The organism is Paraburkholderia steynii, from assembly GCF_900100565.1.
GTDB classification, from domain to species: Bacteria; Pseudomonadota; Gammaproteobacteria; order Burkholderiales; family Burkholderiaceae; genus Paraburkholderia; species Paraburkholderia terrae.
Genome location: NZ_FNDI01000004.1, coordinates 125,743 through 151,271, shown reverse-complemented (window position 1 = coordinate 151,271; position 25,529 = coordinate 125,743). Strand labels below are relative to the sequence as shown.

Below are 25,529 nucleotides of genomic sequence, written 5' to 3'. Positions count from 1 at the left end.
GTACACGCGAAATCTCGAGACCGTCTGGTAATTTGCACAGTCTTCGCTGAGAGCGAGGCAACAGGAGCCCCGCCGCACGGACCCGGCGCAGTGAATTCTTGCGACAAAGTTTGTCGTTGCAGCCAGCCTCGTCAGAACGAATGCCGGACACCGACAATCGCGCCGAGCTGGCCGACGCCCGCTGCGGGCGTCGTGCCACCGCCGCCCGCGCTGACGGAATAGCGCGCGTGCGCGCTATTCCACAGGTACGCGACATTGCCGTAAACCGCCGTTCGCTTCGACAGGAAGTAAGTGGCGCGCAGGCTCGCCAACGTTGCGCGTGCGTCGTGCTGCTGGACGACCACGCGGTAGGCTTCTCCATCGACGGCGAACACGGGCGTCACATAGTATTGCGCGCCGAGGTAGAACAGATTCGAGCGCACGTCGCCGCCCGGTCCGCTCGATTCGACGCGGCGGCCGATCCATCCGCCGCCCAGCTTCACGCCCGCAACATTCACATAGCCGTTCGCCTGCAGACGCGCATCCTTGTCGCCGCTGCCGTGAATCGCAAACGGCGCAACGCCATCGAAGAAGTTTGCCGCTGCATTCGTGCCGCCGCGTTGTTCGTCGTACGCTGTGGCCACGCCGAAGTAGGTGCCGTCGTACTTCAGCATTGCACTCCATTCGCGGCATTGATTCACATCGCCGGGCACCTGTCCTGCGCAGGTCCCCTGCCCTGGAGAATTGCCCGTCCCCGCGCCGTCGCGTCCAAACGACCAGGACGCGCCGAATGTGAATCCATAGAACTTGCCTTTATAGACGGCCGTGTTGTCGCTTCTTGCGTTCGGCAAGAACGCATCCAGCGCGCCGATGCCGTAAATGTCCGGCCCAAGAATATCGGCATCCGACATCGCCCAATACGACATCGTGTATTGACGGCCAAACGTGAGAGAACCCCACGGCCCTTCGAGTCCAACGAGCGCCTGTCGTCCGAACAGCCGTCCGCCCTGCCCCGAATCGCCTCCGCGCAGGTTGAATCCGCTTTCGAGAATGAATACGGCCTTGAGTCCGCCGCCAAGATCTTCGCCGCCGCGTATCCCCCAGCGTGAAGGCAGTTCGCCCGTGATGCCCGGCATACGGATGACATGATCACCTGCGGCATTTGCATGGGAAACATACTCGATGCCCGTGTCCAGCACGCCATAAAGCGTGACGCTGCTTTGCGCAAATGCGGACGCACTGAAAAGCCCCGCTGCCAATGCCGCAACCCTGCCGTATTTCATGAAGTCTCCTTGACCGCCAATCATTATTTCGGATGACGAACTTAACCGCCTCCGGATGAGTGCATGCCAGGCGAGCTTAGAGTTGGACAATAAAAGCAACAACGGGGAAAACCTCAACGCCTCGATGCTGATCGAAGCGACGAGGAAAAAGCGGCAGGATTTTGCTACTCGAATTCAATTCGAGCAGTTGGCAATTCTTCTATCGACAGCGCGATACGCGGACAAATCTACTGATACGGAGATGATGCGCCCACGTAGCGCGATGAAAAATTCGAACGTGAAATGTATTCAATCCAATCTTGAACGCGCCGAATCGGCGGGCGCGATTCGGCGAAGCTATCGCATGTCAAATCCAGCGTCTGACTCGCGAAGAGTAGTCGGCGTACCGTTGCGCGTGCAACCGGAACATGTGCTCTTCTTCGAACCCGACCTGAATCTGGACGAGCAACTCGGACATCGCCCAGATCACCAGCACAGGCCACGTTCCCACCACTAGCAATTGGCTCAGTATCGTTGCGCGGATGCCGAGGTAAATGGGATTGCGCGACAGCGCGAACGGGCCTGTCGTAATTAGTTCAGTTCGCGTGCGAGTATCGACGCCCATTCGCCACGCGGTTCCCATCGTGGCCTGAGCACAAATCACCCATATCAGCGCTACAACCATGCACGTGACGCCAATCCACCGCGTCCATTCCTGATCGAACCATTGCGCGACGAGTTGTCCGCGTTCGCCAGTGATGCCGTAAAACACCAGAAGCAAACCGTCGACGACGGGCAGCCAGAAATAGAAACATCGCGCGACAAAGTCGTGCGCCGAATCGCCGCGCGAGAACGACACGGCGTCGTGTCGGTTCGTTCGCGCAATCAACATGCGCCCGACAACAGCCGTTGCGCCAAACACACCTGCGTGAACGAGAGGAAGGAATCGCCAGAAATCGGAACCGGTGAAGTGCATAGCGTGGAAATGCAGTGACCATTGTGGATCGGCATGTTCTCACAACGCGCAATGGAACACCGGGCGGGCGCGCGATCTATCTCACACCGTTCAAGATGAACGACCGCACTATGAATAACGTGCATTGTGGACTTGCAATAGTTTCGCTTCTTCGAGCGGTATGGCTATGGCATCTTGAAACCGCCACCACGCACATCGGAAGGCGCGCATCGCCGCGGCGGAGAAGACGTGCAAGGCACTCAATCCACGGAGGAAACGCAATGTCTCAAACCCCCAGCACCAAAGACCAGCTCGTAGCACGTTGCCTGCCATTTCTCGAAGAAGTGAGAGACATGACCTCAGGCGTCGAGGTCGAGCAATGGCTCAACACGAAATACGGCGTCGATAGCGATCTGTACAAGGATCTCGCCCGCCTCATTACGCTCGGCGTAAAAGAAGGCTGGGCGGCCGACGTCGAGATTTCCGGCCCGAAGTACCGGCGCGCGCGGCTCGTCGAGCCTTCTGCGGAAACGTTCTATTTCAGCATTACGGCGGTGCTGATGGACAGCACCGACAATGCGCAGAACAACCCTGAAGGCGCGTTTCGCGGCGACTACCACTCGCACCCTTATGGCGAGTTCAATCTCGTCGCGCCGCTCAACGAAGGCGCCGCGCTCGCCGGCCCGAGCGGATGGTGCTACGGCGGCTGGACCGCGCCCGCGCCAGGCAGCCATCACTTTCCCGAGGCAAAAGGCGGGGCGGTGATCGCGCTGTTCTTCCTGCCCTCGGGACGCATTGCATACGACATCACGCCGCCCGCACACTGAACTGCACAAGTACTGCGAGCCTCAACAGAGGCTCGCAGCAATCGCATCGCGTTTCAATCGTTCGCCGCTAGTGTGCGAGCGATTCGCCCTCCGCGACATCCTGCACACCTGCGCTCGAACACGTCGCCTGCTTGATCAGCAGGGCCACGCACGCGACCGCGCCCGATACCGCAACGACCGTGAAAATGCCCGGCAGACTGACCTGCTGCCGCGACAATTCCGCGACGAGAAACGATCCCGCGATGCCGCCAAAGCGCCCTACGCCCAACATCCACGCGACACCCGTGCCGCGTCCCGCCGTTGGATAGAACGCAGCCGCGAGAGCGGGCATCGACGCCTGCGCTGTGTTCACCAGCACACCAGCGATAAACACTGCGCACATCAGCAGGCCGATATCGCCGACTGCCTGGCCAATGGCATACACGCTGATCGCACCGAATGCATAAGCGGCAGCGACAACGCGATTAGGATTGAAGCGGTCCATCAGCATGCCGCACAGCACCGTGCCCACGCCGCCCAGCGGAAACAGCGCGGACACGAGCGCGGCGCGTTGCGGACTCAGTCCCGCATCCTTGAGAAGGACGGGCATCCAGTTGACCAGTCCATAGAAGATGACGAGGCCCATGAAGTAGCACAGCCACAGCATCACGGAGCCGAGAATGAATGAACGCGACAACACGATACGAATGCCGCCACTCCCCGGTGCATGCCTGACGGATTCCCGCATGACGAAAGCATGCGCAGAACGCGCGTCCGCGCTGATGCGAACCATCACGTTGCGAATCTTCTCGACCGGCTGCTGTCGCGCCACCATGTATCGGATCGACTCCGGCAACCTGAACGCGAGCACGATGGCGAGCAGCAACGGCACTGCGCCGCCGAGCAGCAGGACGCTGCGCCAGCCGAACTGTGGAATCATCCACGCAGCGAGAAATCCACCCAGGGCGGCGCCCAAAGGGAATCCGCAGAACATCAGATTGACGATCGTGGCGCGTCGGCCGTCGGGGCAGTACTCGCTCATCAGCGTGACGGCATTCGGCATCGCGGCACCGAGTCCGACGCCCGTGACGAAACGCAGCGTCGTCAACGCGGCCAGATCCTGCGCGTAAGCCGATGCGAAACACGCCACGCCAAACAGCAGCACGGACAAGGTCAGCACGAGGCGTCGCCCGCACCTGTCAGACAGAGGTCCAGCAAGCAAGGCGCCGCAAGCGAGCCCAAAGAGCGCGGCACTCAGCACAGGCGCAAGCGCCGCCCTGCCGATATGCCACTCCGACAGCAGCGAAGGCGCGATAAAACCGATCGCCGCCGTATCGAAGCCATCCATCAGCACGATGACGAAGCACATCGCAAATACGAGCCATTGAAAGCGGGAGAAAGGGTGCTCGTTGATGAGCGCTTGTATATCGACAGTCCGGGTCTCTTCCATTGCATCCTCACTGATGGGATTGAATTGCCGGCGTCGACACGTCAGCGCTTGCTGCGTGCCTCGCCGATCTATCGGGGGCCAAGATTAAGAGCGCCAGATATGGTCAACAACCCGGCGAAGCACGCACGTGGCGCGCACATGCCCCTCGCGCGGCGTGGCAAGCATCGCGCGATGCGTTCGGTTTGAATCGAGAAGACCTATGTTTTCAGGCCGTTTCGACGACGTTGACGAGATTGCGCGCCATGGCGCGCGTGCAGTGAATTGTTTGCATACCGATCTTGCACAGTCCGGATCAACAGCTGCGAACCTGCCGTGCGACATCGGCAAGCTGGTGCCGCAGCCATTGCAGCGCGGGGTCCGTGTCGTTGCGTTCGTGCCAGACTGCGCGCACGGCGGCGTTGTGACACTCGTATGGCGTCGCGTGCATTTTCAGTTCGCCGTAGCGCTCCAGTTCACGGCCAAGCGATGACGGCACGAGCGCGAGCATGTCGCTATGACGAAGCAGCGCAGGAATGGCAAGCGAATGCGCGACCGACATGCGCATGCGTGGCACGTCGGCACCATCGGCGAATGCGCGGTTGAGCGCGTCGCGGTTGAACATCTCTGATTGCCGCGCGAGCCCGCGTTCGACGATGAAGCCGCTCACTGCGCCCTCTTCCTCGCCGCCTTGCGAAATCGCGACGAGCGGATAGGCGAGCAGATCGTCACGCGTAACGGCGCGCTCGGCGATCGGGTGGTCTCGATGAAGCAGCACCACATCCGTCTGCTCCCACAACTGCGCCGACCGCAAGCGCGTCGGCACATCCGCGAATATGCCGATCGCCACATCGATCCGGCCGACGTCGATCTGGCCTGCGAGATCGAGCCGCGTCGATGGACGGATCACCAGGTCCACGAGCGGCGCTTCCGCGCGCAGCCGTTGGCTCAAACGCCCAAGCACCAGCGACGTGATGTAGTCGTTCGCCGCGACGACGAACTTGCGTTGCGCGACGCGCGGATCGAATGCATCCACGCCCAGCGCCGCCCTGATCTGCGCCAGCGCGCCGCGCACCTGCGCAGCCATGCCGATGGCGCGCACCGTTGGCTCCATGCCCTTGCCCGTGCGCACGAACAGGTCATCGCCGAGCACCTGCCGCATGCGTCCGAGAGCGTGGCTGATCGCGGATTGACTCAGATTCAGGCGCTTGCCCGCGAGAGCAAGATTGCGGTCTTCGAATATCGCGTCGAATACGCGCAGCAGGTTCAGGTCGATGCGATCCGCTGACATGGTCCTAACCCTCATGATGATAGGTTGCGGGCTGTGCCGCATGACGATACCGGCGGCAACTCGCGCCGAATGCTTCGAAAATCGAACGTGACAATGCGTCGCGTTGCGTCATGACTTCCGGGTGCCACTGCACGCCGAGCGCGAAGTCATGTCCGTTCAGCCGATACGCTTCGATCAGGCCGTCGGGCGCGCGAGCTTCGACGACAAGGCCCGCCGCGAGCGCGGCAACGCCCTGCCGATGCAGCGAATTCACGCGCACGCGTTGCGCATTAGCGAGCGTCGAAAGCATGCCAGCAGGCGTGAGTTCGACTTCGTGGCGGTATCGATAGCGGGTGGGAAGATCTTCTGTGAGATCTTCGAGATGGTCTTCCGAATGACCCGAAGCGTAGATATCCGTGTGAAGCGTGCCGCCAAAGGCGACGTTCATTTCCTGGAAGCCACGGCAGATCGCGAGAATGGGCATGCCGCGCGCCGCCGCGCCGCGCATCAGTTCCAGCGCGACGTGATCGCGATCGGGATCGACGAGCACGTCGCGACTTGTTTCGCCGCCATACCTGCGCGCCTCCACGTTCGATGCGCCACCTGGAAACAGCAACCCGCTCACGCTATCCAGATAAGCATCCACCGATTCGATCTCTCGCGATGCTGGAATCAGCACGGGACTAACGTTCGCACCCGACATCAGGGCGCGAACATAACTGTGCTTCGCACCATGTTGATCGTGTTCACCGACGAAGAATCGGTCGCATACCACTCCGACGAGCGGACGGCCGTGTTGTTCTGCGCTCATTGCGCGACTCCCCATGGCGCATGCACATCGCCGCTCGCGAGCGCTTTCAGATCGAATGCGGGATCGCGCACTGCCTCCGGTGTAACTCGCGCGCCGTTCGAGAGCAGCTTGCGCGCGAACATGTGATCCTGCGGCCGGTTGATGCTATCGACAGCGATCAGCTTGTCGTCGCGAAAGTAGAACAGCGAGAAACGCTTGTCTTCGACGGAACCGCGCATCGCGTAGTCGGTAAAGCCCGCGTTCACGCCGGCCATCTGCAGCTTCAGGTCGTATTGATCGGACCAGAACCAGGGCAGCGCGCGATACGGCTCCGACCGCCCGACAACTGTTGCCGCTGCCGTCTTTGCCATATCGTTTGCGTTCTGCACGGATTCGATGCGGCATGCGCGCGCACCCGGCGGCGCCCAGTGAGGGACGAACGAAGCGCAATCGCCGGCGGCGACGATCGACGGGTCGCTGGTGCGCGCGCAGGCGTCCACCACGACGCCGCCCGCCACGTTCAGTCCGCAGTCGGCGGCGAGTTCGGTATTCGGAACCACGCCGATACCGACCACGACGAGCTCGCAAATGAGCCGTACGCCATCATCGAGTTCAACCGATACGCTCCCATCCGCGTCGTGCAGCGCGACCACCTTGCGTCCGAATTCAAACGCAACGCCATGCTCCGTGTGAGCACCCAGCATGAAGCCGGACAGCCACGGCGACGCGACGCGTGCCAGCAGACGCGGCTCCGTCTCCACCACCGTCACTTCGAGTCCCTGCTGACGCAGCGACGCCGCCGCTTCGAGACCGATATAGCCGCCGCCGATCACAACCGCTCGTCGCGCCGTGCGCGTTGTCTGCGCAAGACGCCTTGCGTCGCGCAGATCGCGTAGATAGTGAACGGCATCGAGAGTGGCACCGGGACAGTCGAGCTTGCGCACGCGCGCACCCGTCGTCAGCGCAAGGTGGTGATACGCGATGCGCGAGCCGTCGTGCAGTTCGATCTCGCGACGCTCGCGGTCGATGTGCGTGGCGCGCGTCGACGGCATCCATTCGATCTTCTCTTCGTCGAAAAACGCCTGCGAACGCAGCGGTAAACGCTGCTCCGCAAAGCTGCCCGTCAAAAAACCCTTCGACAGCGGCGGTCGTTGATACGGCGCATCGGGCTCGTCGCCGAGCAAGACGATACGGCCGCCGAAGCCGAGTTCGCGCGCGGACGCCGCAAGCTGGACACCAGCATACGACGCGCCGACAACCACAAGCGTGCTATTCATGATGTCACCCTTGCGTGGGCGGAATGCGGACAACGAGCCCCTCCATCGCAGCCATCATGACGAGCTGGCAGCTCAGTCGGCTTTCGGGCCGCCGCTCGGCGGCAACGCCGTCGAGCAGTTCCAGTTCGGAGTCGTCGGGCAACGGCAGGTCCGCTGTCGACGATGCATCGATATAAACATGGCACGTCGCGCACGACAGGCAGCCGCCGCATTCGGCATCGATGCCGCGCACGTTGCCGTGAATCGCGGCCTCCATCACGCTGGTGCCAGCGGGTACGTCGATCTCGCGGCGATCGCCGTCGCGCAAAATGTAGGTGACGATAGGCATGACTTTTCTCCTCGATGGGAACGCCATCAGAACGTTTCGAAATACTCGCGGTGTTCCCACTCGGTGACTTCCAGATTGAAGCGGTTGATCTCCGCTTCCTTCAGCTTGCAGAAGTAGTCGATGAAGGCGCTGCCGAATCCTTCGCGCAGCGATTCATCGGCATGCAGCGCGGCGATCGCATCGCTCAATGTGCGAGGCAATGCATCGGCCTGCGTTTCGTAGGGCGTATCCGCAGAGGCGGGCAGTTCGAGTTTGCGTCTGAGTCCGTCCAGCCCCGAGAGCACCTGCGAGCCAAAGTACAGATACGGATTCGCGGCCGGTTCGCCGACGCGGTTTTCGATGCGCGTCGCGGGATCGTTTTGTCCTCCCAGCACGCGCAGCATCACGCCGCGGTTGTCGCATCCCCAGTTCGCGCGATCGGGCGCATTCGAGTACGGCCGATAGCGGCGATATCCGTTGATGGTCGGCGTCGACAGTGCGGCTGCGCCCTGCGCGTGCGCGAGCAAGCCTGCGAGATAACGCTGACCGACGGTCGAGAGCGGCGCGTCCGTATTCGTCGGCATGAACGCGTTGCTGCCGTCCGCGCTATGCACGAGCGACTGATGCAGATGCCATCCACTCGACACGACATTCGGAATACGCGGGCGGCACATGAAGGTCGCGTGATAGCCGTTGCGCTGACAGATCTGCTTGACCGCGCTGCGAAACAGAATCATGTCGTCGGCACTCTTGATGCCTCGGGTCGGCGCGAACGTGAACTCGAACTGGCTCGGGCCGTATTCGACTTCGAGCGAGCGCACGGGCAACGCGAGCCCGTCGATGCCGCGCCTGAGCATTTCCATCACGTTATCGACGGCGTCGTAGCGCAGTTCCGTCAGATACTGATAACCGTGCGAAAGGAGCTCGACATCGGGCGGAATGCCCGGCTGTCCCGAATGTTCGGGCTTCATGTTCGGATCGGTGACCTTGAAGACATGAAACTCGACTTCGAGACCGGACACGAATTCGAACCCATGATTGCCGAGTTGCTCCAGCGCACGGCGAAACAGATGACGCGTGCCGAACGGCACGGGCCTGCCGTTCGGAAAATAGACGTCGCACAGCACCCATCCCGTATGCGGCGCCCACGGCAGAATGCGGAAGGTCTCGGGATCGGCGACCATTAACGTATCGCAGGCGCCCTGCATTTCAGGCATGTCGAAGCCGCCGCCTGCCGTGAACACGGGGAACACCGTGCGGTGCGAAGTATCTTTGGCGAGCAGCGTGCTTGTCAGCGTGACGCCGGACTTGAATGCGCTGATCGCCTCGTCGACGACGAGCGTCTTGCCGCGCAGCAGTCCGTGCTGATCGGGAAACGAAAAACGGACCACTTGAACGTCGCTCTTTTTGAGCCGTTCGAGCAACTCGGCGTACGCAGCATGTTGAGCGTCCGTCCACAAACCATGGTTTTCAACAAAAGACATCGTGCTTCACGCGGCAGTTGAACGGCCGCGCGCTCCATTGTGATTGCGGGATACGTCCTCAAGCCTTCGGCGCGGGCCACGGCGCGGCAGCGCGGCGTTGGACGTCGGATGCCTTCCAGTAGTCGTCCCAGCCATCGGCGGGCCCAATGCCGTCGATCGATGCCGGTCCCGTCAGATGCGCCGCCTGCTGTTCGTCGATCATCATCAGCGTCTTCTCGCCGGCGCGCGTCTTCTCGATCGCATCGACGAGCAGACGCCGGTACGCGATGATCCCCTTGTCGGTCGTGCCCAGATGCTCGCGCGTGCGGTCCTGGATCGCGCCCTGCGATTCGACGGCCCACTGGTCGTGGACGTTGATGTCGAAGCCCATGCCCGTGTAGGTTTGCGTCTGTTGCTCGTCGATATCGAAGCCGTAGTGATTGCGTTTGTTCTTGCGCGATATGTAGTCGGGCAGCTCATACAGTTCGAACCGTTGCGCGCGCATCTGCGCCTTGTCGGTCGGCGCGCCGAAGCTCGTGAAGATCGCGTACCAGTAACAGTTCTCGTCGTCGACGGGCACGTGCCATTGCGTGATCGTCATCTCCGCGCTCATCGGAATCACGAACGCCTGCGGAAACACGACGTTGGTCACGCGCACGTGCGTCTGCGTGTCGTCGAGCGGACGCTTCGCGATCAGCCGAAGCCCATAGTCAGCCGGACTGACGAGAATCTCGGGCGACTCGTATTCGCGCAGCACCTTCGTGATCGGCATATCCGAATCCGCTGACGCGCCGCGAAACTGCTTGCCGTAGCTGTCGCTCACGTCCTCGTCTTCGAAGAAGCGATGCAGGAACGATGCGTGGGCGGGATCGATGCCGACTTCGAGCGCCTGCAGCCAGTTGCATTCGAACAGCCCCTTGAAGGCGAACGTGTATTCACCCGGCGCGGCAAAGCAGTCGAAGTTCGGGAAGGCTGGCGGCTCGCCGCCGCCGATGTAGGCGAACAGGATGCCGCTGCGCTCGACCACGGGATACGCGCTTTGGCGGACCTTCTTGCAAAGCGTGCTGCCGATGGGTTCGCCGGGCGTCGACAGGCAGCTTCCGTTGACGTCGAAGAGCCAGCCGTGAAACGCGCAGCGCAGGCCGCCCGCCTCGAGACGGCCCGCCGCCAGATCAGCGCCGCGATGCGGGCAGTCGCGATCGAGCATGCCGTAGCGGCCCTGCTCGTCCTTGAATACGACGAAATCCTGACCCATCAGCCGCACCGCGCGGACGGGGCGCTGCGCGGGCAACTCCTCCACGAGCGCCACGGGCTGCCAGTAGTTGCGCAGTAGCTGGCCGGCGGGCGTGCCTTTGCCGACGCGCGTGATCGTGTCGTTTTGCTGGGAACTCATCATGGCCTGTCTCCGGTTGACCTGAATGCATGAGGCGGGTTGCTGTATGCAATGACGCCTCCGATGAGCACGAAGAATAGAGTTAAGAATTCATAAACTCAATCATTGCATACACTATCTGTCGGCCAGAATCTCATATTCACCATCAAAAGCACAATCTTTATGCGCGCACACCGTTGATATATATAGATATTTTTTAACTTACCAGGATTTTCCCTGGCAAGCGCATTCGAGGCTCGAAAATCACGGATCAGTCAAAGTTGCATACATCTCAGAACAACATGTCGACAAGCCTCACATTTTTCGACCCCACGCCACCTCGCATGCCCTACAATCAGACGCACGAAGTCCGCCGCGCCTAACCCGGCAAAGAGCACCGGAGAATGAAATGGAATCCCAGCAAGAACGTGTATTGGTGTATCTGCGCGACCTGATCCTCAAAGGCGAATTCGCCCCAGGCGAGCGCCTCGGCGAAGTCGCGCTCGCCGAGCGGTTGCAGGCATCGCGCACGCCCGTTCGGCTCGCGCTCACCACGCTCGAACAGGAAGGCCTTGTCGAACCGTCCCCGGCGGGCGGCTATGTGATGCGGCGCATCACCGCCGCGGAAATCGCGGATGCCATCGCGGTACGCGGGCATCTCGAAGGCATGGCTGCGCGTCTCGTGGCCGAACATGGCGTGCCGCGCCAGTTGTCGAACGCGCTGAACGAATGTCTGCGCGGTGGCGACCGGCTGCTCGCGAAGTCCGAACTCGACCTCGACGACTACGCTGCATACACGGATATGAATAGCCGGTTTCACAAGCTGATCGTCGAAGGCTCGGGCAACGCGGCGCTGATCCGCGCGATCGAAATGAACAACCGTCTGCCGTTCGCCGCCGCAAGCGCGATGCTGCCGATGCAATCCGCCATCGACGAAGGCCGTCAATGGCTTTTCATGGCACATCAGCAGCATCACAGCCTCGTGCAGGCGATGGAACGTGGCGAAGGCACTCGCGCACAGTCGCTGGCGACGGAGCACGTGCAGATCGCGCAACGCAATCTGACTTATGCGCTCGAACGTCCGGAGGTCTATCTGAAACTCGCGCCTGCGTTGCAGCTTGTCGCGGAGGCGGTTTTATAAGCGCCGAGTCTGTACACGTACCGACTGTATGGCGTCGCAACCCACTTTAGACGCCGGCTGGCAAATCCCATCTGCTGCAAGTTGAACTTGCAGCTTTTTCACCGCAGTCCGCGCCTCGCCTGTGTCATCATCGGCTCAACATTTTCAAAGCCGTGGAGACCGGTCGCAAATGAATTCGGATGCCTATATTGTCGACTCCATTATCCGATCGCGGAAAGCTGTTCGGGTCTTTCGTCCAGACGCAGTTTCGAAAGAGGACGTCATTGCCATTCTCGATGTCGCACGCACCGCGCCCAGCAATTCGAACACGCAACCATGGCGCGTTCACGTTCTGGGCGGCCAGATCAAACAGCAATTCAGCGACGCGCTAGCGCGTGCTCATGCGGATGAAACGCATCCGCCGCTGCAACACATGCCGGACCCTTTACCTGACTCATTCCGCGCACGGCAGGAGGATTTCGGTGCGCGCTACTACGGCGCACTGGGCATCGACAAATCGGACGTTGGTGGACGTTCCCGGGCAACAGGCAGAAACTTCGATTTTTTCGATGCCCCCATCGGCATGATTTTCACGATCGATGCCCGCCTGAAGAAGCACAGTTGGCTCGACTATGGGCTGTTCCTTCAAACAGTCATGATTGCGGCTCGCTCTCGCGGACTCCATACGTGCCCGCAGGTCTCGTTCGCGCGTTACCAGTCGGTCATCGCCAGGCAACTTGCGCTTGAACCTGGCCACGAGGTGGTCTGCGGGATGTCTCTCGGCTATGCGGATGAGGATTCCATCGTGAACCAACTCCAGATCCCGCGTGAGTCGGTCGACGGGTTCGCAAGGTTCGCCGGGCTCGACGAATAGAACTGACGTACGTCTTGCAAGCACGCCCACAAACGCGATGCGTGCGCGTGATCGCATTGACCCATTGAGCCCGTCGGACCATTGGCCGCGTCACACAACCGAAACCTTTCCCTCTCTGTTCTCAACATCTTCTCCTCAGAATCATGACCATCAAAGTTCTTGCCCTATGCGGAAGCGGCCGCCGCGATTCGTTGAATCGCAAACTTCTGGACGTAGCGGCGCGCGGCGCGCATGAGGCCGGCGGCGAGATTACATTTATCTCGTCGGCGGACTATCGGTTGCCACTGTATGAAGGCGACTTCGAACACGAACACGGCGTGCCTGACACCGTGAGAAATCTGCAGCGACTGTTTGCGGAACACACCGCGCTTCTGATTGCATCGCCGGAGCACAACGGCGGTTACACGGCGTCGCTCAAGAACACGATCGACTGGATCAGTCGCCCTCTTGCGAGCGGAGAACCCGGGATTCGGCTGATCGCAACGAAAGTGGCTGCCGTGGTATCCGCATCGCCAGGACCGATGGGCGGCGTTCGTTCGATGCTCGGCATGCGAGGCGTGCTTGAAAAGCTGGGCGCCATCGTCATTCCACAAGGATTTTCACTTGGCGCCGCGCATCTGGCGTTCACCGAAGCGGGTCGTCTCTCCGACGAAAAGGCGGACGCCGAGGTCCGACTGGTTGGCGCCCGCCTGGTTGAAACGACACGGCAACTCTCCCGACAACAAGCAGAAAGGGGGTGCGCAACCCATACGCCAAGTCGGCCGATCGAATCTGATGCGTAACTGGCACCCCCTACTCGTTGCTTTTAACCAGGTTGGGTATCTAAAATATTTATCGGTAATAAATTTTCGGCGGCCTGCAGACCGCTTTGCCGACCGTGCTTCGCGCCTGTCGCCCCGCCTGAAGACACCATAACTGGCCGTAGAACCGTGGTTGACACACCCGAGACCGCTGTTATCTCATGCGTTTATTCAATGCGGGATTTGCTTCATGGACAGACCGTCTTGCGAAGCGACGCGTGTCACGGGACTTACGGCTATGGCAAAAATCATCGGCGGGCTTGCCGCATCACATACTCCGACGATCGGCTTCGCGTTCGACAAGAACAAGCGGGACGACCCGGTCTGGGCGCCAATCTTCGAGAATTTCGCGCCGCTGGCAGACTGGCTCGCGGAGAAGCGCCCCGACGTGCTGGTCACGATCTATAACGACCACGTCACGTCGTTCTTCTTCGATCACTATTCGGCGTTCTCGCTAGGCGTCGGCGAGCAGTGGCAGGTCGCCGACGAAGGCGGCGGCGCACGCGATTTGCCCGCCATCAAGGGCCATCCGCAATTCGCTGCGCACATCGGCAAGTCGCTGATGACGGACGAGTTCGACATGTCCTTCTTTCAGAACAAGGCGCTCGATCACGGCTGCTTCTCGCCCCTGTCGATGCTGTGCCCGCACAAGCCGGAATGGCCCGTCAAACTCGTGCCTCTGCAGATGGGCGTTCTGCAACTGCCCGTGCCCAGCGCGCGGCGCTTCTACAAGCTCGGTCAGGCGCTGCGCCGTGCGATCGAAAGCTATCCGGAAGACCTGAAAGTCGCGATTCTCGCGACGGGCGGCCTCTCCCACCAGGTGCATGGCGAACGCGCCGGCTTCAATAACACCGAATGGGATCAGCGCTTCCTGGACCTGTTCGAGCGCGACCCCGAGCAGCTCGCGAACATGACGATCGCTGAATATGCGGAACTCGGCGGCTATGAAGGCGCGGAAGTCGTCATGTGGCTCACGATGCGCGGCGCGCTGTCGTCGAACGTGGTCTGCAAGCACCGCAGCTACTATCTGCCGTCGATGGCGGGCATCGCGACGGCGATTTATGAAGGCGAAGACAGCGAGCCTAATCCGGCCATCGTCGAGCGGCATCGTCAGAAGATGGCGGTTGAACTCACCAATGTCGAGAAGCTCGACGGCACGTATCCGTTCTCGATCGAGATGGCCGTGCGCGCGTATCGGATCAACGACTACCTGCATCGCATGGTCGAACCGGAGCATCGCGAAGCGTTCAAGCGTGACGAAGAAGCGAGCTTTGAGGTGGCAGGCCTGACCGAGCAGGAGCGCGACCTGATCCGCCGGCGCGACTGGCGCGGACTGCTCCACTATGGCGTCATCTTCTTCATGCTGGAGAAGCTCGGCGCCGTGACAGGCGTGTCGAATCTGCACATCTACGCCGCGATGCGTGGCGAAACACTCGAAGCATTCCAGAAGACCCGCAACGCGCCCGGTGCGCTTTATTCGGTAGCCGGCAAGGGTAGTCAAAGCCTTTCATGGGACAAGTCCGGGTCGCCCAAGCAGTAGACCGCACGGACGCCTAGCCATTGCACTGACAGAGACAGCAACGATGATCATCGACATTCACGGCCACTACACCACCGCACCGAAAACGCTGGAAGCCTGGCGCAACCGCCAGATCGCGGGCATCAAGAATCCGGCTGAGATGCCGCACGCGTCCGAACTGCGCATTAGCGACGACGAGTTGCGCGAGTCTATCGAGAGCAACCAGCTTCGGCTGATGCGTGAGCGTGGCCTCGATCTGACCATTTTCAGTCCGCGTGCGAGCTTCATGGCGCATCACATCGGGGACTTCGAGGTCTCGAGCACGTGGGCGGCCATCTGCAATGAACTGTGCTTTCGCGTGAGCGAGCTGTTCCCGGACAACTTCATTCCGGCCGCGATGCTGCCGCAAAGTCCCGGCGTCGATGTCAAGACCTGTATCCCCGAACTGGTGAAGTGCGTCGAACAGTATGGCAATGTCGCGATCAACCTGAACCCGGACCCGTCGGGTGGTCACTGGACCAGCCCGCCGCTGTCGGACCGGTACTGGTATCCCATCTACGAGAAGATGGTCGAATACGATATCCCGGCGATGATTCACGTCAGCACGAGTTGCAACGCGTGTTTTCACACTACCGGTGCGCATTATCTGAACGCGGATACGACCGCGTTCATGCAATGCCTCACTTCGGATCTGTTCCAGGATTTCCCGACGCTGCGCTTTGTCATCCCGCACGGCGGCGGTGCTGCGCCGTATCACTGGGGACGCTTCCGCGGGCTTGCGCAGGAGTTGAAGAAGCCGCTGCTCAAAGACCATCTGCTGAACAACGTGTTCTTCGATACCTGCGTCTATCACCAGCCGGGCATCGACCTGCTGACGCGCGTGATCCCCGTCGAGAACATTCTCTTCGCGAGCGAAATGATTGGCGCCGTGCGGGGCATCGACCCTGAAACGGGCTTCAATTACGACGACACGAAGCGTTATGTTGAGGCAGCGGCCATCGACGCAGAGGACCGTTACAAGATCTACGAGGGCAACGCGCGACGTGTCTATCCGCGTCTGGACGCAGCCCTCAAGGCAAAGGGAGTTTAACTATGTATGAAATGGGCGTTGTCTACCGCAACATCAAACGCGCGGACAAGGAAGTTGCCAGCAAGCTTGGCGCCTTGGGTTCTGCCACCGTTCACGAGGCAATGGGTCGTACCGGCCTGCTCAAGCCGTACATGCGCCCTATCTACCCTCACGCCCAGGCGTGCGGTACAGCGGTCACGGTCCTGCTGCATCCCGGCGACAACTGGATGATGCACGTCGCCGCCGAACAGATTCAACCCGGTGACATCGTCGTTGCAGCCATCACGGCGGATTGCACCGATGGCTACTTTGGCGATCTGCTGGCGACCAGCTTCAAGGCGCGCGGCGCCACGGGTCTCATCATCGATGCCGGCGTGCGCGACGTAAGAGTTCTCGAGGAGATGGGCTTCCCCGTCTGGAGCAAGGCGATTTCTTCGAAGGGCACGATCAAGGCAACAGTGGGCTCGGTCAATATCCCCGTGGTTTGCGCTGGCGCACTCGTTTCACCTGGCGATGTGATCGTTGCCGACTTCGACGGCGTGGTCGCCGTTCCTGCTTCTGCCGCCGCCGCGGTGCTCGACAAGGCGAGCGCGCGGGAAGCACTGGAAGCAGAAAAACGCGCGAAGCTCGCTTCCGGTGTTCTGGGACTCGACATGTACAACATGCGAGAACCGCTGAAGCAGGCCGGCCTGCGTTATATCGACTGATTGAGACGGGTATGTCGACTGATTCATTGACCGTCATATCGTCGATGGCGACGCGTCATGTTTTGACGCAGCTCGCGCAAGCGTATGAGGCGGTGTCCGGGCAGCGCGTTTCGATTGTGTCGGTAGGCGGCGTTGAAGCGGCCCGGCGCATTCAGGAAGGCGAGCGTTTCGATGTTGTCGTGCTTGCATCCGATGCGCTCGATCGGCTGGAGCGTGATGGTCACATCATCTCTGGAAGCCGCGTCGGTATTGCGCGCTCCGAGGTGGCCGTCGCCATCAAACACGGAGAGCCGCGTCGGGACGTCAGTTCAGAATCCGCTTTACGCGATGCCGTGCTGCGCGCCCGGACCATCGGGTATTCAACGGGACCGAGCGGGACGCATATCATCAATCTGCTTCGGCAATGGGGCATTGCTGACGTCGTCGTGGATCGGATCGTCGAGGCGCGGCCCGGTGTACCCGTCGGCAGTCTCGTCGCTGAGGGAAAGGTCGAACTCGGCTTCCAGCAGCTGAGCGAACTTGTCCACGAACCCGGCATCGATATAGTCGGCATGCTTCCGGCAGCAATCCAGGCTGTTACGGTCTTTTCAGCGGCTATCTGCGCAACGTCGGAGCAACAGGAAGCCGCCAAAGCCTTCCTGAACCATCTCGCTTCCACGGACGGCGATCAAGTGAAAATCGCGCACGGAATGGCGCCTGTCTGACTTTTGTGTCAATCAGCGAAAAGCCAGGAGATTGCCAGAGTCTGCGGTGACGGCCGTGCCTTCACCGCAGTCTGTCAAGTTTCGCGTCCGAATCGCATTAAACGAACTTAACCCATTCACCCTTCGCTCGGATCATACGGCGAAACGCAGTTCTCAAGCTTCCATTTCTTCTCTGCGTCCGTATCAGGCCGAGGCGGTCGAATACCATCGATCAACCACAGTTCTCGCGGCGTTTCGCCGACGTGCAACTCGTAGTGGTAGCCCCGCTCCTGGACGAATGGCGCTATCGCTGCATTCGCCTTGCGCAGCCACGACTCCGTCCACACGACGTCCTTGGCGATGTGTCTGGCGAACTGGTCCAGTCTGATTCTCACAAAGTCGTCTCGTGACACGCCTCCCATGTAGAAGGAGTCCTTTGGCTGTTCATGAAACAGGACGCCTACGTAGAAGCGAGGAATGATGTAAATGTCTGCGATACGGTTGGCCAACTCCAGCTTGTCATCTGCCGTGTAGGCGCCGACGGGATGATAGATATTCCACAAAGGCATTTTTGTCTCCATGCATCAATAGATGCCGCGTTTCTTATGTCAGAACATCTGGGTCTCTTGCGAGCTTGGATGAATTTGACATGAGTGAGGCGGCGGTATCGGTAGTCCAAGGATAGGCTACCGGTGAAAACCAGTGCGCTCTATTGGCGACGCGCAAGGCCGAGCATGCTGCGAGCCTCGTCAGGCGTTGCCACGTCTCCTCCGATGCTTTTGATGATATTCACCGCACGCTTAACCAGCGCCGCGTTGCCTGGCGCCAGTTCCCCTTTGGCAAGATACAGATTGTCTTCGAGGCCTACGCGGACATGGCCGCCAAGAATCACGCTCTGCGCCACGATAGGAAATTGGGCGCGCGAGATGCCGAACGCCGACCAATGCGCGCCCTCGGGCAGATACCGCTTCATCTGAAGCAGGCTCTCAGTGTCGGCGGACGCGCCCCATGGCACGCCAAGGCACAACTGGAACAGCGGAGCCTGGAGAACGCCCTGCGTTTCGATCAGATGGCGCGCGAGACGCACGTGCCCGAGATCGAATACCTCGATCTCCGGCTTCACGCCTGCTTCCTCGACCAAGGTTGCCATCTTGATCAGATGGTCGGGCACGTTCACGAATGCGCGAGTGCCGAAGTTCATCGTGGCTACGTCGAGCGTGCAGATTTCCGGGCGCAATTCGAGCACATGCTGCACGCGTGCCTCAGGCGTCATCATCGTACTCAGTTCACTGCCTCGGTTCGGGTCTTCGTCGCTGGGAACGAAACGCGCGCCCGGGCCCGTCGTCAGGTTGATCAGAATCGGGCACCCGCTATCGCGGATACGCGAAACCACTTCTCTGTAGTGCGACAGCTCCGTGCTTGGAACGCCAGTCCTGGGGTCGCGAACGTGAATGTGAGCGATGCTCGCACCGGCTTCACATGCAGCAATGGCCTCATCGGCGATCTGTCTGGGCGTAATGGGCACTGCAGGGTTCAGCCGCGGGGTATCGTCGCTTCCAGTGAGTGCGCAACTGATAATCGTCTTGCTTGTCATAGTGTTCGTTCAAAGGGAATATGAATGAAGCGCCACAATCGCGCGCTTCGCCATGGGCGCCGCGTCAGGCGGCCCGCGCGGGGCCGAACGGTGCCACCCCGACGGGCGCAACCTTGATCAGCTTCTTGTTGACGAACTCGTCGAAGCCCAGTTGGGAAAGCTCCCGACCAAAACCTGAACGCTTGACGCCACCGAACGGCAGTTCCGCCGACGTGCCGAAAGGCTGATTGACGAACACCATGCCGCTGTCGATCTGCGCCGCGACCCGCTCGCCGCGTTCGGTATCCGCAGTGAACACCGATGCGCCGAGACCGAACGGCGTGCCATTGGCGAGCGCAATCGCGGCGGCTTCGTCCTCGACGACGTGGAAAGCGGCGACCGGGCCGAACAGTTCTTCGGCGAAGACGGGATTTTGCGGCGTGATGTCGGTAAGAACTGTCGGTTGCAAGTAGAAGCCAGGGCGCTCGACGCGCTTGCCGCCACACACGATGCGCGCACCGTGCGAAGTCGCGCGCTCGATCTGCTCGAGCAGCAGGTTGAGTGCGCGCTCGGACGAGACGGGGGCGACGGCGGTTGCCGGATCGGTGGGATCGCCGGTCTCGAGCGCTGCCATACGCGTCGCGAAGCCATCGAGGAATGCGTCGCCGCGTGCCTTGCCAACCACGATGATGCGCTTCGAACTGACGCACAGTTGGCCTGAATTGAACATGCGGCCCGCGACGGCACTTTGGATTGCCCAGTCGAGCGGCGCATCCTCCAGCACGATGAACGGATCGCTGCCGCCCAGTTCGAGCACGACTTTCTTCAGATTGCGGCCGGCACGCTCGGCAACTGCGGCACCGGCACGCTCGCTGCCCGTCAGCGTCACACCCTGGACGCGCGGATCGTCGATGACGCGCCCGGCCTGTTCGATCGAGATGAACAGATTCGTATATACGCCATCGGGCACACCCGCTTCCTCGAACAGCCGCGCGAAGGCCAACGCCGATTGCGGCACGTTTTCCGCGTGCTTGAGCAGCAGGACGTTGCCCACCATCAGTTGCGGCCCGGCCACTCGCGCAATCTGGTAGTACGGCAGATTCCACGGCTCGATGCCGAGCAGCACGCCGACCGGCTCGATATGCACCGCCGCGCCGGGCGCTTCTGCGAGCGGACGGGGCTGCAGATAGGCTTGTGCGTGCTTCGCGTAGTAGTCGAGGATGCTGGCCGCCGATTCCACTTCCCTTAGCGCTTCCCCGCTGCGCTTGCCCATTTCCAGCGTCAGATAGCCAGCGTATTCGACAGCCTTTTCCCGCAGCAGCGCCGCCGCGCGCGACACGATGCGTGCCCGGTCGCTGACCGGACGGCGGCGCCAGTCGGTTTCAAAAGCGCGATGCGCCGCAGCAAGCTTCGCTTCTAGCAACGCGTCGGATATGTCCTCGTAGGTGGCGAGCAGTTCGCCAGTGGCAGGGTTGATGGTCGTGTACGGCATGAGGTTCTCCGTGAAAAGGATAGCGTCGAGTCATCGCGTGACTTCATGCTAACACCGTTAACACCATTTTTGCACACGCTTTTGACGCCAGGAATAACCCTCATGGAACCTTATGTTAACGGTGTTACTATAGTCGGGTGTTCTTTCAACGGAGGAAGCGAAATGACAAAGGGATATTGGGTGGCGGCGTATCGAGCGGTTCATGACGCAAGCAAGCTCGCGGCATACGGCGTCCTGGCGACAGAGGTGGTCAAAGCGGCGGGCGGAAAGTTCCTGGTGCGAGGCGGAGAGGTCGTTGCGTTTCAAGCGGGTCTGAAGGAACGGACGGTCGTGGTCGAATTCCCGAGCTTCGAACAGGCTCTTACCACGTTTCAGAGTGAGGCTTATCAGAAAGCGTTGGCCGTGCTGGGGGACGGAGCCGAAAGGGACGCGCGCGTTGTCGCAGGCGTCGACTACTGACGCTCATTGAAGGGTATCGAGGCCGCCCGCACGGTATGTCAGCGCGGGCGCTGTTCACCATGGAGCAGCCAGCATTCGACCAGCGTGACGATATGACTGTCGACTCATGCGACGTCGGCACGAAGTTCAATCCCAATAGGCGGATCTCCCTGCCGCACTGTTCCAATCGAGGATTTCCGGAGAAAGTTTTGGCTGATGGACAAACGTCGTTACGCGCCCTGGTCGAGCATTGGCTTGCACCCGGTGAGACGCAGCGGGTCAGAGTCGTCGAGTTTCGGAATAGCAGAGTCAGGCAGCAATGCTATGTACGTGTCGAGGTGTTGAAGACAGGCGAGCGCATGGCGATGTTCTTCTTCCGGCACCACGATGGCATATGGCGCGTATTTCCTCCTGCTCGCGTTCGGCCCGCGATGGGTTGCAGTCTCAGTTTTACTCGCTAACGGAATCAACGTGATGTCTTGACGAACAAACGTGCGTCGAGCGGATCATGATGATCTGCTATCTATTTCGTTATGCGATCAATTTCGAATTACGGCTGCACTGCAACGTTCGAATGATCGCACCCCAGGCTGTCTTTCCAACGACAGAGAAACGAACCTCTCCACGCATTACTCATTGAGCGGCCCGGTCTGCGCAGTGGCCAGGGAAAACGCGACTATCAACACATCGCCTCAATGTTATGCTTGTTAACATCAAAAGCAGAAACACCTGAACCAGACAAAATGGAGCAACGATGGACGAAGCAATTGTTCTGACAGAACTCAAAGGTCACGTGACGGTCCTTACGATGAACCGCCGCCCACATAACCTGATGGGCCCGACGCTGTATCGCGCGCTACTCGATGAGTTCGACGCGGCGGTGAAACGCGGCTCGCGCGCGATCCTGCTGCGCAGCGGTCTGCGGCACTTCTCGGCCGGCGCCGAAGTGTCCCTCTTCCCGGATCGCATCGCCAGGCAAGGCCAGGGGCTGATGGACCCGCTCGACGTGCTGCGAGGCTTCGAAACACTGCCGATCCCCATCGTTGTCGCGGTGAACGGCACGTGCCTTGGCGGCGGCTTCGAAGTGGTGCTCGCCTGCGACTTCAGCGTGGTCGCCGAATCGGCCCGGATCGGATCAGTTGAGGTCGCGCTGGGCCTGCATCCGCTGCTGGGTGGCATCCAGCGTCAGGTGATGCGGGCCGGCCCGGCGCGCGCCAAAGAACTTGCGATGCTCGGCCGCCGTTACGACGCGGCGACGCTCGAACGCTGGGGCTTGATCAATCTCGTCGTGCCCGACGACAAGCTCGATGAAGTCGCGCTGTCCGTTGCGCAGGAACTCGCGGCCGGTCCGACCGTCGCGCATGCCGCCACCAAGCAGCTCGTGCGGGTCGCGGTCAACGAAGGTGTCGCTGCCGCCGACGAAGCAATGTTCGAACTGCAAAAGCCGGTCTGGGCGTCGCAAGATCTCAAGCGTGGACTGGAGGCCTTCGATACCGCCGGCCCGGGTACCGCCATTTTCGAGGGGAATTGACATGGCCGGACCACTCGAAGGACTCAAGGTTGTCGACTTTTCGCGGGTGCTGGCCGGGCCGCTGTGCGCCCGGACGCTAGCCGATCTCGGTGCCGACGTGATCAAGATCGAGCCGCCACGGCCCGATGTGTCGCGTGCTGCGTTCCCGAATCGCGACGGCATGTCGGGCTACTACGCGCAACAGAATAGCGGCAAGCGCAACGTCAGCATCGATCTGAACGCGCCGCACGCACGCGAGCTCGTGCTACGGCTGTGCGACGAGGCGGACATCATCGTCGAGAATTTTCGGGCCGGCACGCTCAAGGGCTTCGGACTCGACTATGACACGCTCGCGAGGCGCAATCCAAAGGTCGTCTACGTATCCATCACCGGCTACGGCCAGCGCGGCGCCTGGGCGTCGCGCATGGCCTACGCGCCGACCGTGCAGGCCGAAACGGGCTTTACGCACAACACGCTGCGCCACTTCGACAGCGCGGTCGACGGCCGCAAGTGGACCGATCCGCTGTCGCACGCTGACGTCTATGCGGGCCTGCAGGCGACTATCGCCGTGCTTGCAGCGGTGCGCAAGCGTGAGGTAACGGGACGCGGCCAATACATCGACGTCGCAATGGCCGCCGTGATGCTGTCGATCAACGAACGCGCTCACCTCGATCTCGCGGGTGTCGATACGGGCGCCGAGCCGGGTATCCTCGGCGCCTCCGACGGCCCGCATTTCGTTGGCCCTGGTGGCGAAGAGTTCGTGGCGGCGCAAAGCATCATCGGCAGCAACACGTTTCCGAATTACTTGCGCGCCATGCGCCGTATGGACCTTGCGCGGGATCCGCGCTTCAGCACCGCTGAGCGCCGCCTGCAGAACTACAACGCACTGCATGCAGTGATCCAGACGTGGATGCTGTCATTCCGCGATCTCAGGACGCTCGATGCGCAGTTGGACGAGGCCAAGATCGCGATAGGCCAGATTCGCACGCTAAAAGAACTGGCCGAGACCGATTGGGCGAAGCAGTGGGGAGCGGTACACGAGGTTCCGGACCGTCGCGGCGGCTCGTATCTGATCCACGGCTATCCATGGCGCTTTTCCGATGACGAGCTTGGAATGCGAAGCGCGCCCGCGTTTCGCGGCGAGCACAACGAACAGGTGTTCCGCGAAGCGGGCCTGGCGGATGTCGAAATCCGCAAAGCTGTCGACACCGGCATTCTGGTCGGCGGGCCGCCACCGTCCGCGAAGCAGATAGACGCGGCTGTTCTTGCGGAAGCGCAGTCCAGCTAAACGCAACCACATGTCGCGGCGCGTCAACGGCGCTGCAGCCCGTGCGCCTTCTTCCGTCGATGAGGGCGTGCGGGTGGTGACCTCTGATAGCTGCAGTCCACCTTGTACTACCCGCATCAACACAACACGTCGGAGGACCGAATGGAAGTGGCGAAGCAAGCCTGTGTAGACGAATCATCGTCAGATGACAACACCCTGCTGCGGAAGGCCTACGCGTCGGCGCAATGGAGGATACTGCCGATACTGTTCGGCTTGTGGATGCTGGCGTGGGTCGGTCGTTCCAACGTTGCTTTTGCGAAGTTGCAGATGGTCGTGGATCTGCGATTCAGCGAAACAGTATATGGATTGGGCGCCGGGCTCTTCTTTGTCGGCTACGTGCTGTTCGGCGTGCCCACTACGATATTGCAAAAGAAGTTCGGTGCGCGCGCCGTGCTTGCCGGTATCGCCGGCGCGTGGGGCGTGACGAGTGTCGCGATGACGTTCGTCAATAGCGCGCCGACGTTCTACGCGTTGAGGTTCCTGCTCGGTGTGTTCGAGGCCGGTTTCTACCCGGGCGTCGTGTTGTACTTCAATGCATGGTTCCCGGGCAAAAGGCGCACTCGCAATTTCAGCATGTTCCACTCAGGGTCGCTCTTCTCGACGGTCGCGATCGGTTTGACGGGTGGATTCGTGCTTGAGTACATGAATGGACTGGCTGGCTTTCAGGGCTGGCGGTGGATGTTCTTCACTCAGGCTGTCCCTACCGTCGTGTTGGCGTGCATCGCGTTCGCGATACTTCCGGATCTGCCCGGCAGCGCAAAGTGGCTTTCGGCGCGACAGCGCAAGCTCGTCGAGGACGATCTCAGGAAGAATGCCGAAACGATGGACGACTCCGGCGCAGACGAGCGTTCCCTGCTACTCAACCCGACTGTCTGGGTCCTGAGCGCGGCCTACTTCAGCCTCCTTGCCGCCACGGCGGCGCTGTTTTTCTTCTCCCCGACGATACTTCGTGAGGCTGGATTCGGTGGGTACAAAGAGATTGGCCGGGCGGTTGCCGGTGCCTGCGTTCTGGGCGCACTCGGCAATGTGCTCATCTGCAGCATCGGGGGCGCCCCGCATCGCCGCCGGCTCTTCTGTGCGCTGGCGGCGGTCTTCACTGCGGCGAGCCTCTCGACGCTCGTCTTTGTCTGGCACAGTAGTACCACCGCGACTTTCTTCCTGCTTGTTCTTGGCTTCGCGGGAACGGGGGCTGGTATAACGCTCTTCTGGCAGATGTCTGTCGGCCTGCTCAGCGGCAAGTCGCTGGTGGTCGGCGTGCCGCTCATCAGTTCCATCGCCAACGTCGCCGGCTTCGTTACGCCTTTTCTGATCGGCTATGTCCGCGACGCAACGGGAACTTACGCGAGTGGGTTCATCATGATTGCCTGTGTCCAGGCACTTGGCGTCGTCGTTCTTCTGTTCGGCGTGCAGCGGATTGTCAGGAGGCGATCGCGCGTTGTCGATATAGCGGTTCAAAGCACAACGTGACTAGTCGATGCCGACACCCAGCCGCGCACCTGAACCGCTAGAA

General features: G+C 60.9%; 24 protein-coding genes. 12 read left to right on the top strand and 12 right to left on the bottom strand.

The window, feature by feature from the left end; translation table 11 throughout:
* Positions 1-131: 131 nt before the first annotated feature.
* Positions 132-1,262, bottom strand: coding sequence for a porin (locus tag BLT65_RS09450; RefSeq protein ID WP_091777225.1), 1,131 nt, complete (start codon positions 1,260-1,262; stop codon positions 132-134).
* Between the two features lie 346 nt (positions 1,263-1,608).
* The gene (locus BLT65_RS09445; protein WP_244186469.1) at positions 1,609-2,100 is read right to left on the bottom strand and encodes a methyltransferase family protein; all 492 of its coding nucleotides are present in this window, start codon (positions 2,098-2,100) and stop codon (positions 1,609-1,611) included.
* Positions 2,101-2,477: 377 nt separating this feature from the next.
* On the opposite strand from BLT65_RS09445, the gene BLT65_RS09440 reads away from it, so the two are divergent.
* Complete coding sequence (locus tag BLT65_RS09440) at positions 2,478-3,023, top strand: 4-hydroxylaminobenzoate lyase (RefSeq protein WP_091777221.1); 546 nt, start codon at positions 2,478-2,480, stop codon at positions 3,021-3,023.
* 67 nt (positions 3,024-3,090) lie between these two features.
* On the opposite strand, the gene BLT65_RS09435 is transcribed toward BLT65_RS09440, so the two are convergent.
* The 7 genes from BLT65_RS09435 to BLT65_RS09405 form a co-directional block, all read right to left on the bottom strand.
* On the bottom strand, positions 3,091-4,452 hold the full coding sequence (locus BLT65_RS09435) for an MFS transporter (RefSeq protein ID WP_091777219.1): 1,362 nt from the start codon (positions 4,450-4,452) through the stop codon (positions 3,091-3,093).
* Positions 4,453-4,744: 292 nt separating this feature from the next.
* Complete coding sequence (locus BLT65_RS09430) at positions 4,745-5,719, bottom strand: LysR family transcriptional regulator (RefSeq protein ID WP_091777217.1); 975 nt, start codon at positions 5,717-5,719, stop codon at positions 4,745-4,747.
* A 4-nt stretch (positions 5,720-5,723) separates the two neighbouring features.
* On the bottom strand, positions 5,724-6,509 hold the full coding sequence (locus BLT65_RS09425) for a gamma-glutamyl-gamma-aminobutyrate hydrolase family protein (protein WP_091777215.1): 786 nt from the start codon (positions 6,507-6,509) through the stop codon (positions 5,724-5,726).
* On the bottom strand, positions 6,506-7,765 hold the full coding sequence (locus BLT65_RS09420; protein WP_208545752.1) for an NAD(P)/FAD-dependent oxidoreductase: 1,260 nt from the start codon (positions 7,763-7,765) through the stop codon (positions 6,506-6,508). Before BLT65_RS09420 ends, BLT65_RS09425 begins: the two co-directional genes overlap by 4 nt.
* A 4-nt stretch (positions 7,766-7,769) precedes the next feature.
* Positions 7,770-8,093, bottom strand: coding sequence for a 2Fe-2S iron-sulfur cluster-binding protein (locus BLT65_RS09415; RefSeq protein ID WP_091777213.1), 324 nt, complete (start codon positions 8,091-8,093; stop codon positions 7,770-7,772).
* 26 nt (positions 8,094-8,119) lie between these two features.
* Positions 8,120-9,556, bottom strand: coding sequence for a glutamine synthetase family protein (locus tag BLT65_RS09410; RefSeq protein ID WP_091777211.1), 1,437 nt, complete (start codon positions 9,554-9,556; stop codon positions 8,120-8,122).
* A gap of 58 nt (positions 9,557-9,614) precedes the next feature.
* Positions 9,615-10,931: an aromatic ring-hydroxylating dioxygenase subunit alpha gene (locus tag BLT65_RS09405; RefSeq protein ID WP_091777210.1), complete on the bottom strand. Its 1,317-nt coding sequence runs from the start codon at positions 10,929-10,931 to the stop codon at positions 9,615-9,617.
* Positions 10,932-11,316: 385 nt separating this feature from the next.
* Here BLT65_RS09405 and BLT65_RS09400 point away from each other — a divergent pair, with 385 nt between their 5' ends.
* The 7 genes from BLT65_RS09400 to BLT65_RS09370 all read left to right on the top strand — a co-directional run bounded on the left by BLT65_RS09400 (position 11,317) and on the right by BLT65_RS09370 (position 17,700).
* Positions 11,317-12,048, top strand: coding sequence for a GntR family transcriptional regulator (locus BLT65_RS09400; RefSeq protein ID WP_007730231.1), 732 nt, complete (start codon positions 11,317-11,319; stop codon positions 12,046-12,048).
* A gap of 169 nt (positions 12,049-12,217) precedes the next feature.
* Positions 12,218-12,901: a nitroreductase gene (locus BLT65_RS09395; RefSeq protein ID WP_091777208.1), complete on the top strand. Its 684-nt coding sequence runs from the start codon at positions 12,218-12,220 to the stop codon at positions 12,899-12,901.
* Between the two features lie 143 nt (positions 12,902-13,044).
* Positions 13,045-13,683 (top strand): NADPH-dependent FMN reductase, encoded by a 639-nt coding sequence (locus BLT65_RS09390; protein ID WP_091777207.1) that lies wholly within the window; start codon positions 13,045-13,047, stop codon positions 13,681-13,683.
* Between the two features lie 256 nt (positions 13,684-13,939).
* The gene (locus BLT65_RS09385; protein WP_091777205.1) at positions 13,940-15,241 is read left to right on the top strand and encodes a gallate dioxygenase; all 1,302 of its coding nucleotides are present in this window, start codon (positions 13,940-13,942) and stop codon (positions 15,239-15,241) included.
* Between the two features lie 43 nt (positions 15,242-15,284).
* Entirely contained in the window at positions 15,285-16,310 is a 1,026-nt protein-coding gene (locus BLT65_RS09380) for an amidohydrolase family protein (protein ID WP_091777203.1), read from the top strand.
* Between the two features lie 2 nt (positions 16,311-16,312).
* The gene (gene ligK, locus BLT65_RS09375; protein WP_091777201.1) at positions 16,313-16,996 is read left to right on the top strand and encodes a 4-carboxy-4-hydroxy-2-oxoadipate aldolase/oxaloacetate decarboxylase; all 684 of its coding nucleotides are present in this window, start codon (positions 16,313-16,315) and stop codon (positions 16,994-16,996) included.
* An 11-nt stretch (positions 16,997-17,007) separates the two neighbouring features.
* Positions 17,008-17,700 (top strand): substrate-binding domain-containing protein, encoded by a 693-nt coding sequence (locus tag BLT65_RS09370; RefSeq protein ID WP_091777199.1) that lies wholly within the window; start codon positions 17,008-17,010, stop codon positions 17,698-17,700.
* A gap of 116 nt (positions 17,701-17,816) precedes the next feature.
* Here the strand turns inward: BLT65_RS09370 and BLT65_RS09365 are convergent, their stop codons facing one another.
* The 3 genes from BLT65_RS09365 to BLT65_RS09355 all read right to left on the bottom strand — a co-directional run bounded on the left by BLT65_RS09365 (position 17,817) and on the right by BLT65_RS09355 (position 20,744).
* Positions 17,817-18,248, bottom strand: a complete 432-nt coding sequence (locus BLT65_RS09365) for a tautomerase family protein (protein ID WP_091777197.1) — start codon at positions 18,246-18,248, stop codon at positions 17,817-17,819.
* A 140-nt stretch (positions 18,249-18,388) separates the two neighbouring features.
* Complete coding sequence (locus BLT65_RS09360; RefSeq protein ID WP_091777195.1) at positions 18,389-19,273, bottom strand: beta-keto acid cleavage family enzyme; 885 nt, start codon at positions 19,271-19,273, stop codon at positions 18,389-18,391.
* A gap of 64 nt (positions 19,274-19,337) precedes the next feature.
* Entirely contained in the window at positions 19,338-20,744 is a 1,407-nt protein-coding gene (locus BLT65_RS09355; RefSeq protein ID WP_091777193.1) for an NAD-dependent succinate-semialdehyde dehydrogenase, read from the bottom strand.
* A gap of 162 nt (positions 20,745-20,906) precedes the next feature.
* Between BLT65_RS09355 and BLT65_RS09350 the strand changes: the two genes are divergently transcribed.
* From BLT65_RS09350 to BLT65_RS09330, 4 genes are all read left to right on the top strand, one after another.
* On the top strand, positions 20,907-21,203 hold the full coding sequence (locus BLT65_RS09350) for a DUF1330 domain-containing protein (protein WP_091777191.1): 297 nt from the start codon (positions 20,907-20,909) through the stop codon (positions 21,201-21,203).
* Positions 21,204-21,936: 733 nt separating this feature from the next.
* On the top strand, positions 21,937-22,713 hold the full coding sequence (locus BLT65_RS09340; protein WP_091777189.1) for an enoyl-CoA hydratase/isomerase family protein: 777 nt from the start codon (positions 21,937-21,939) through the stop codon (positions 22,711-22,713).
* Between the two features lies 1 nt (position 22,714).
* Entirely contained in the window at positions 22,715-23,980 is a 1,266-nt protein-coding gene (locus BLT65_RS09335; protein WP_091777187.1) for a CaiB/BaiF CoA transferase family protein, read from the top strand.
* A gap of 141 nt (positions 23,981-24,121) precedes the next feature.
* Positions 24,122-25,486 carry an MFS transporter gene (locus BLT65_RS09330; protein WP_091777185.1) on the top strand — a complete coding sequence of 455 codons (1,365 nt, stop codon included), beginning with the start codon at positions 24,122-24,124 and terminating at the stop codon, positions 25,484-25,486.
* Positions 25,487-25,529 lie beyond the last annotated feature (43 nt).

Coding starts and splice junctions, on each gene's coding strand:
- BLT65_RS09450 (WP_091777225.1), bottom strand. CDS start 1,262: ATGAAATACGGCAGGGTTGCGGCATTGGCAGCGGGGCTTTTCAGTGCG.
- BLT65_RS09440 (WP_091777221.1), top strand. CDS start 2,478: ATGTCTCAAACCCCCAGCACCAAAGACCAGCTCGTAGCACGTTGCCTG.
- BLT65_RS09435 (WP_091777219.1), bottom strand. CDS start 4,452: ATGGAAGAGACCCGGACTGTCGATATACAAGCGCTCATCAACGAGCAC.
- BLT65_RS09430 (WP_091777217.1), bottom strand. CDS start 5,719: ATGTCAGCGGATCGCATCGACCTGAACCTGCTGCGCGTATTCGACGCG.
- BLT65_RS09425 (WP_091777215.1), bottom strand. CDS start 6,509: ATGAGCGCAGAACAACACGGCCGTCCGCTCGTCGGAGTGGTATGCGAC.
- BLT65_RS09420 (WP_208545752.1), bottom strand. CDS start 7,765: ATGAATAGCACGCTTGTGGTTGTCGGCGCGTCGTATGCTGGTGTCCAG.
- BLT65_RS09415 (WP_091777213.1), bottom strand. CDS start 8,093: ATGCCTATCGTCACCTACATTTTGCGCGACGGCGATCGCCGCGAGATC.
- BLT65_RS09410 (WP_091777211.1), bottom strand. CDS start 9,556: ATGTCTTTTGTTGAAAACCATGGTTTGTGGACGGACGCTCAACATGCT.
- BLT65_RS09405 (WP_091777210.1), bottom strand. CDS start 10,931: ATGATGAGTTCCCAGCAAAACGACACGATCACGCGCGTCGGCAAAGGC.
- BLT65_RS09400 (WP_007730231.1), top strand. CDS start 11,317: ATGGAATCCCAGCAAGAACGTGTATTGGTGTATCTGCGCGACCTGATC.
- BLT65_RS09395 (WP_091777208.1), top strand. CDS start 12,218: ATGAATTCGGATGCCTATATTGTCGACTCCATTATCCGATCGCGGAAA.
- BLT65_RS09390 (WP_091777207.1), top strand. CDS start 13,045: ATGACCATCAAAGTTCTTGCCCTATGCGGAAGCGGCCGCCGCGATTCG.
- BLT65_RS09385 (WP_091777205.1), top strand. CDS start 13,940: ATGGCAAAAATCATCGGCGGGCTTGCCGCATCACATACTCCGACGATC.
- BLT65_RS09380 (WP_091777203.1), top strand. CDS start 15,285: ATGATCATCGACATTCACGGCCACTACACCACCGCACCGAAAACGCTG.
- ligK (WP_091777201.1), top strand. CDS start 16,313: ATGTATGAAATGGGCGTTGTCTACCGCAACATCAAACGCGCGGACAAG.
- BLT65_RS09370 (WP_091777199.1), top strand. CDS start 17,008: ATGTCGACTGATTCATTGACCGTCATATCGTCGATGGCGACGCGTCAT.
- BLT65_RS09365 (WP_091777197.1), bottom strand. CDS start 18,248: ATGCCTTTGTGGAATATCTATCATCCCGTCGGCGCCTACACGGCAGAT.
- BLT65_RS09360 (WP_091777195.1), bottom strand. CDS start 19,273: ATGACAAGCAAGACGATTATCAGTTGCGCACTCACTGGAAGCGACGAT.
- BLT65_RS09355 (WP_091777193.1), bottom strand. CDS start 20,744: ATGCCGTACACGACCATCAACCCTGCCACTGGCGAACTGCTCGCCACC.
- BLT65_RS09350 (WP_091777191.1), top strand. CDS start 20,907: ATGACAAAGGGATATTGGGTGGCGGCGTATCGAGCGGTTCATGACGCA.
- BLT65_RS09340 (WP_091777189.1), top strand. CDS start 21,937: ATGGACGAAGCAATTGTTCTGACAGAACTCAAAGGTCACGTGACGGTC.
- BLT65_RS09335 (WP_091777187.1), top strand. CDS start 22,715: ATGGCCGGACCACTCGAAGGACTCAAGGTTGTCGACTTTTCGCGGGTG.
- BLT65_RS09330 (WP_091777185.1), top strand. CDS start 24,122: ATGGAAGTGGCGAAGCAAGCCTGTGTAGACGAATCATCGTCAGATGAC.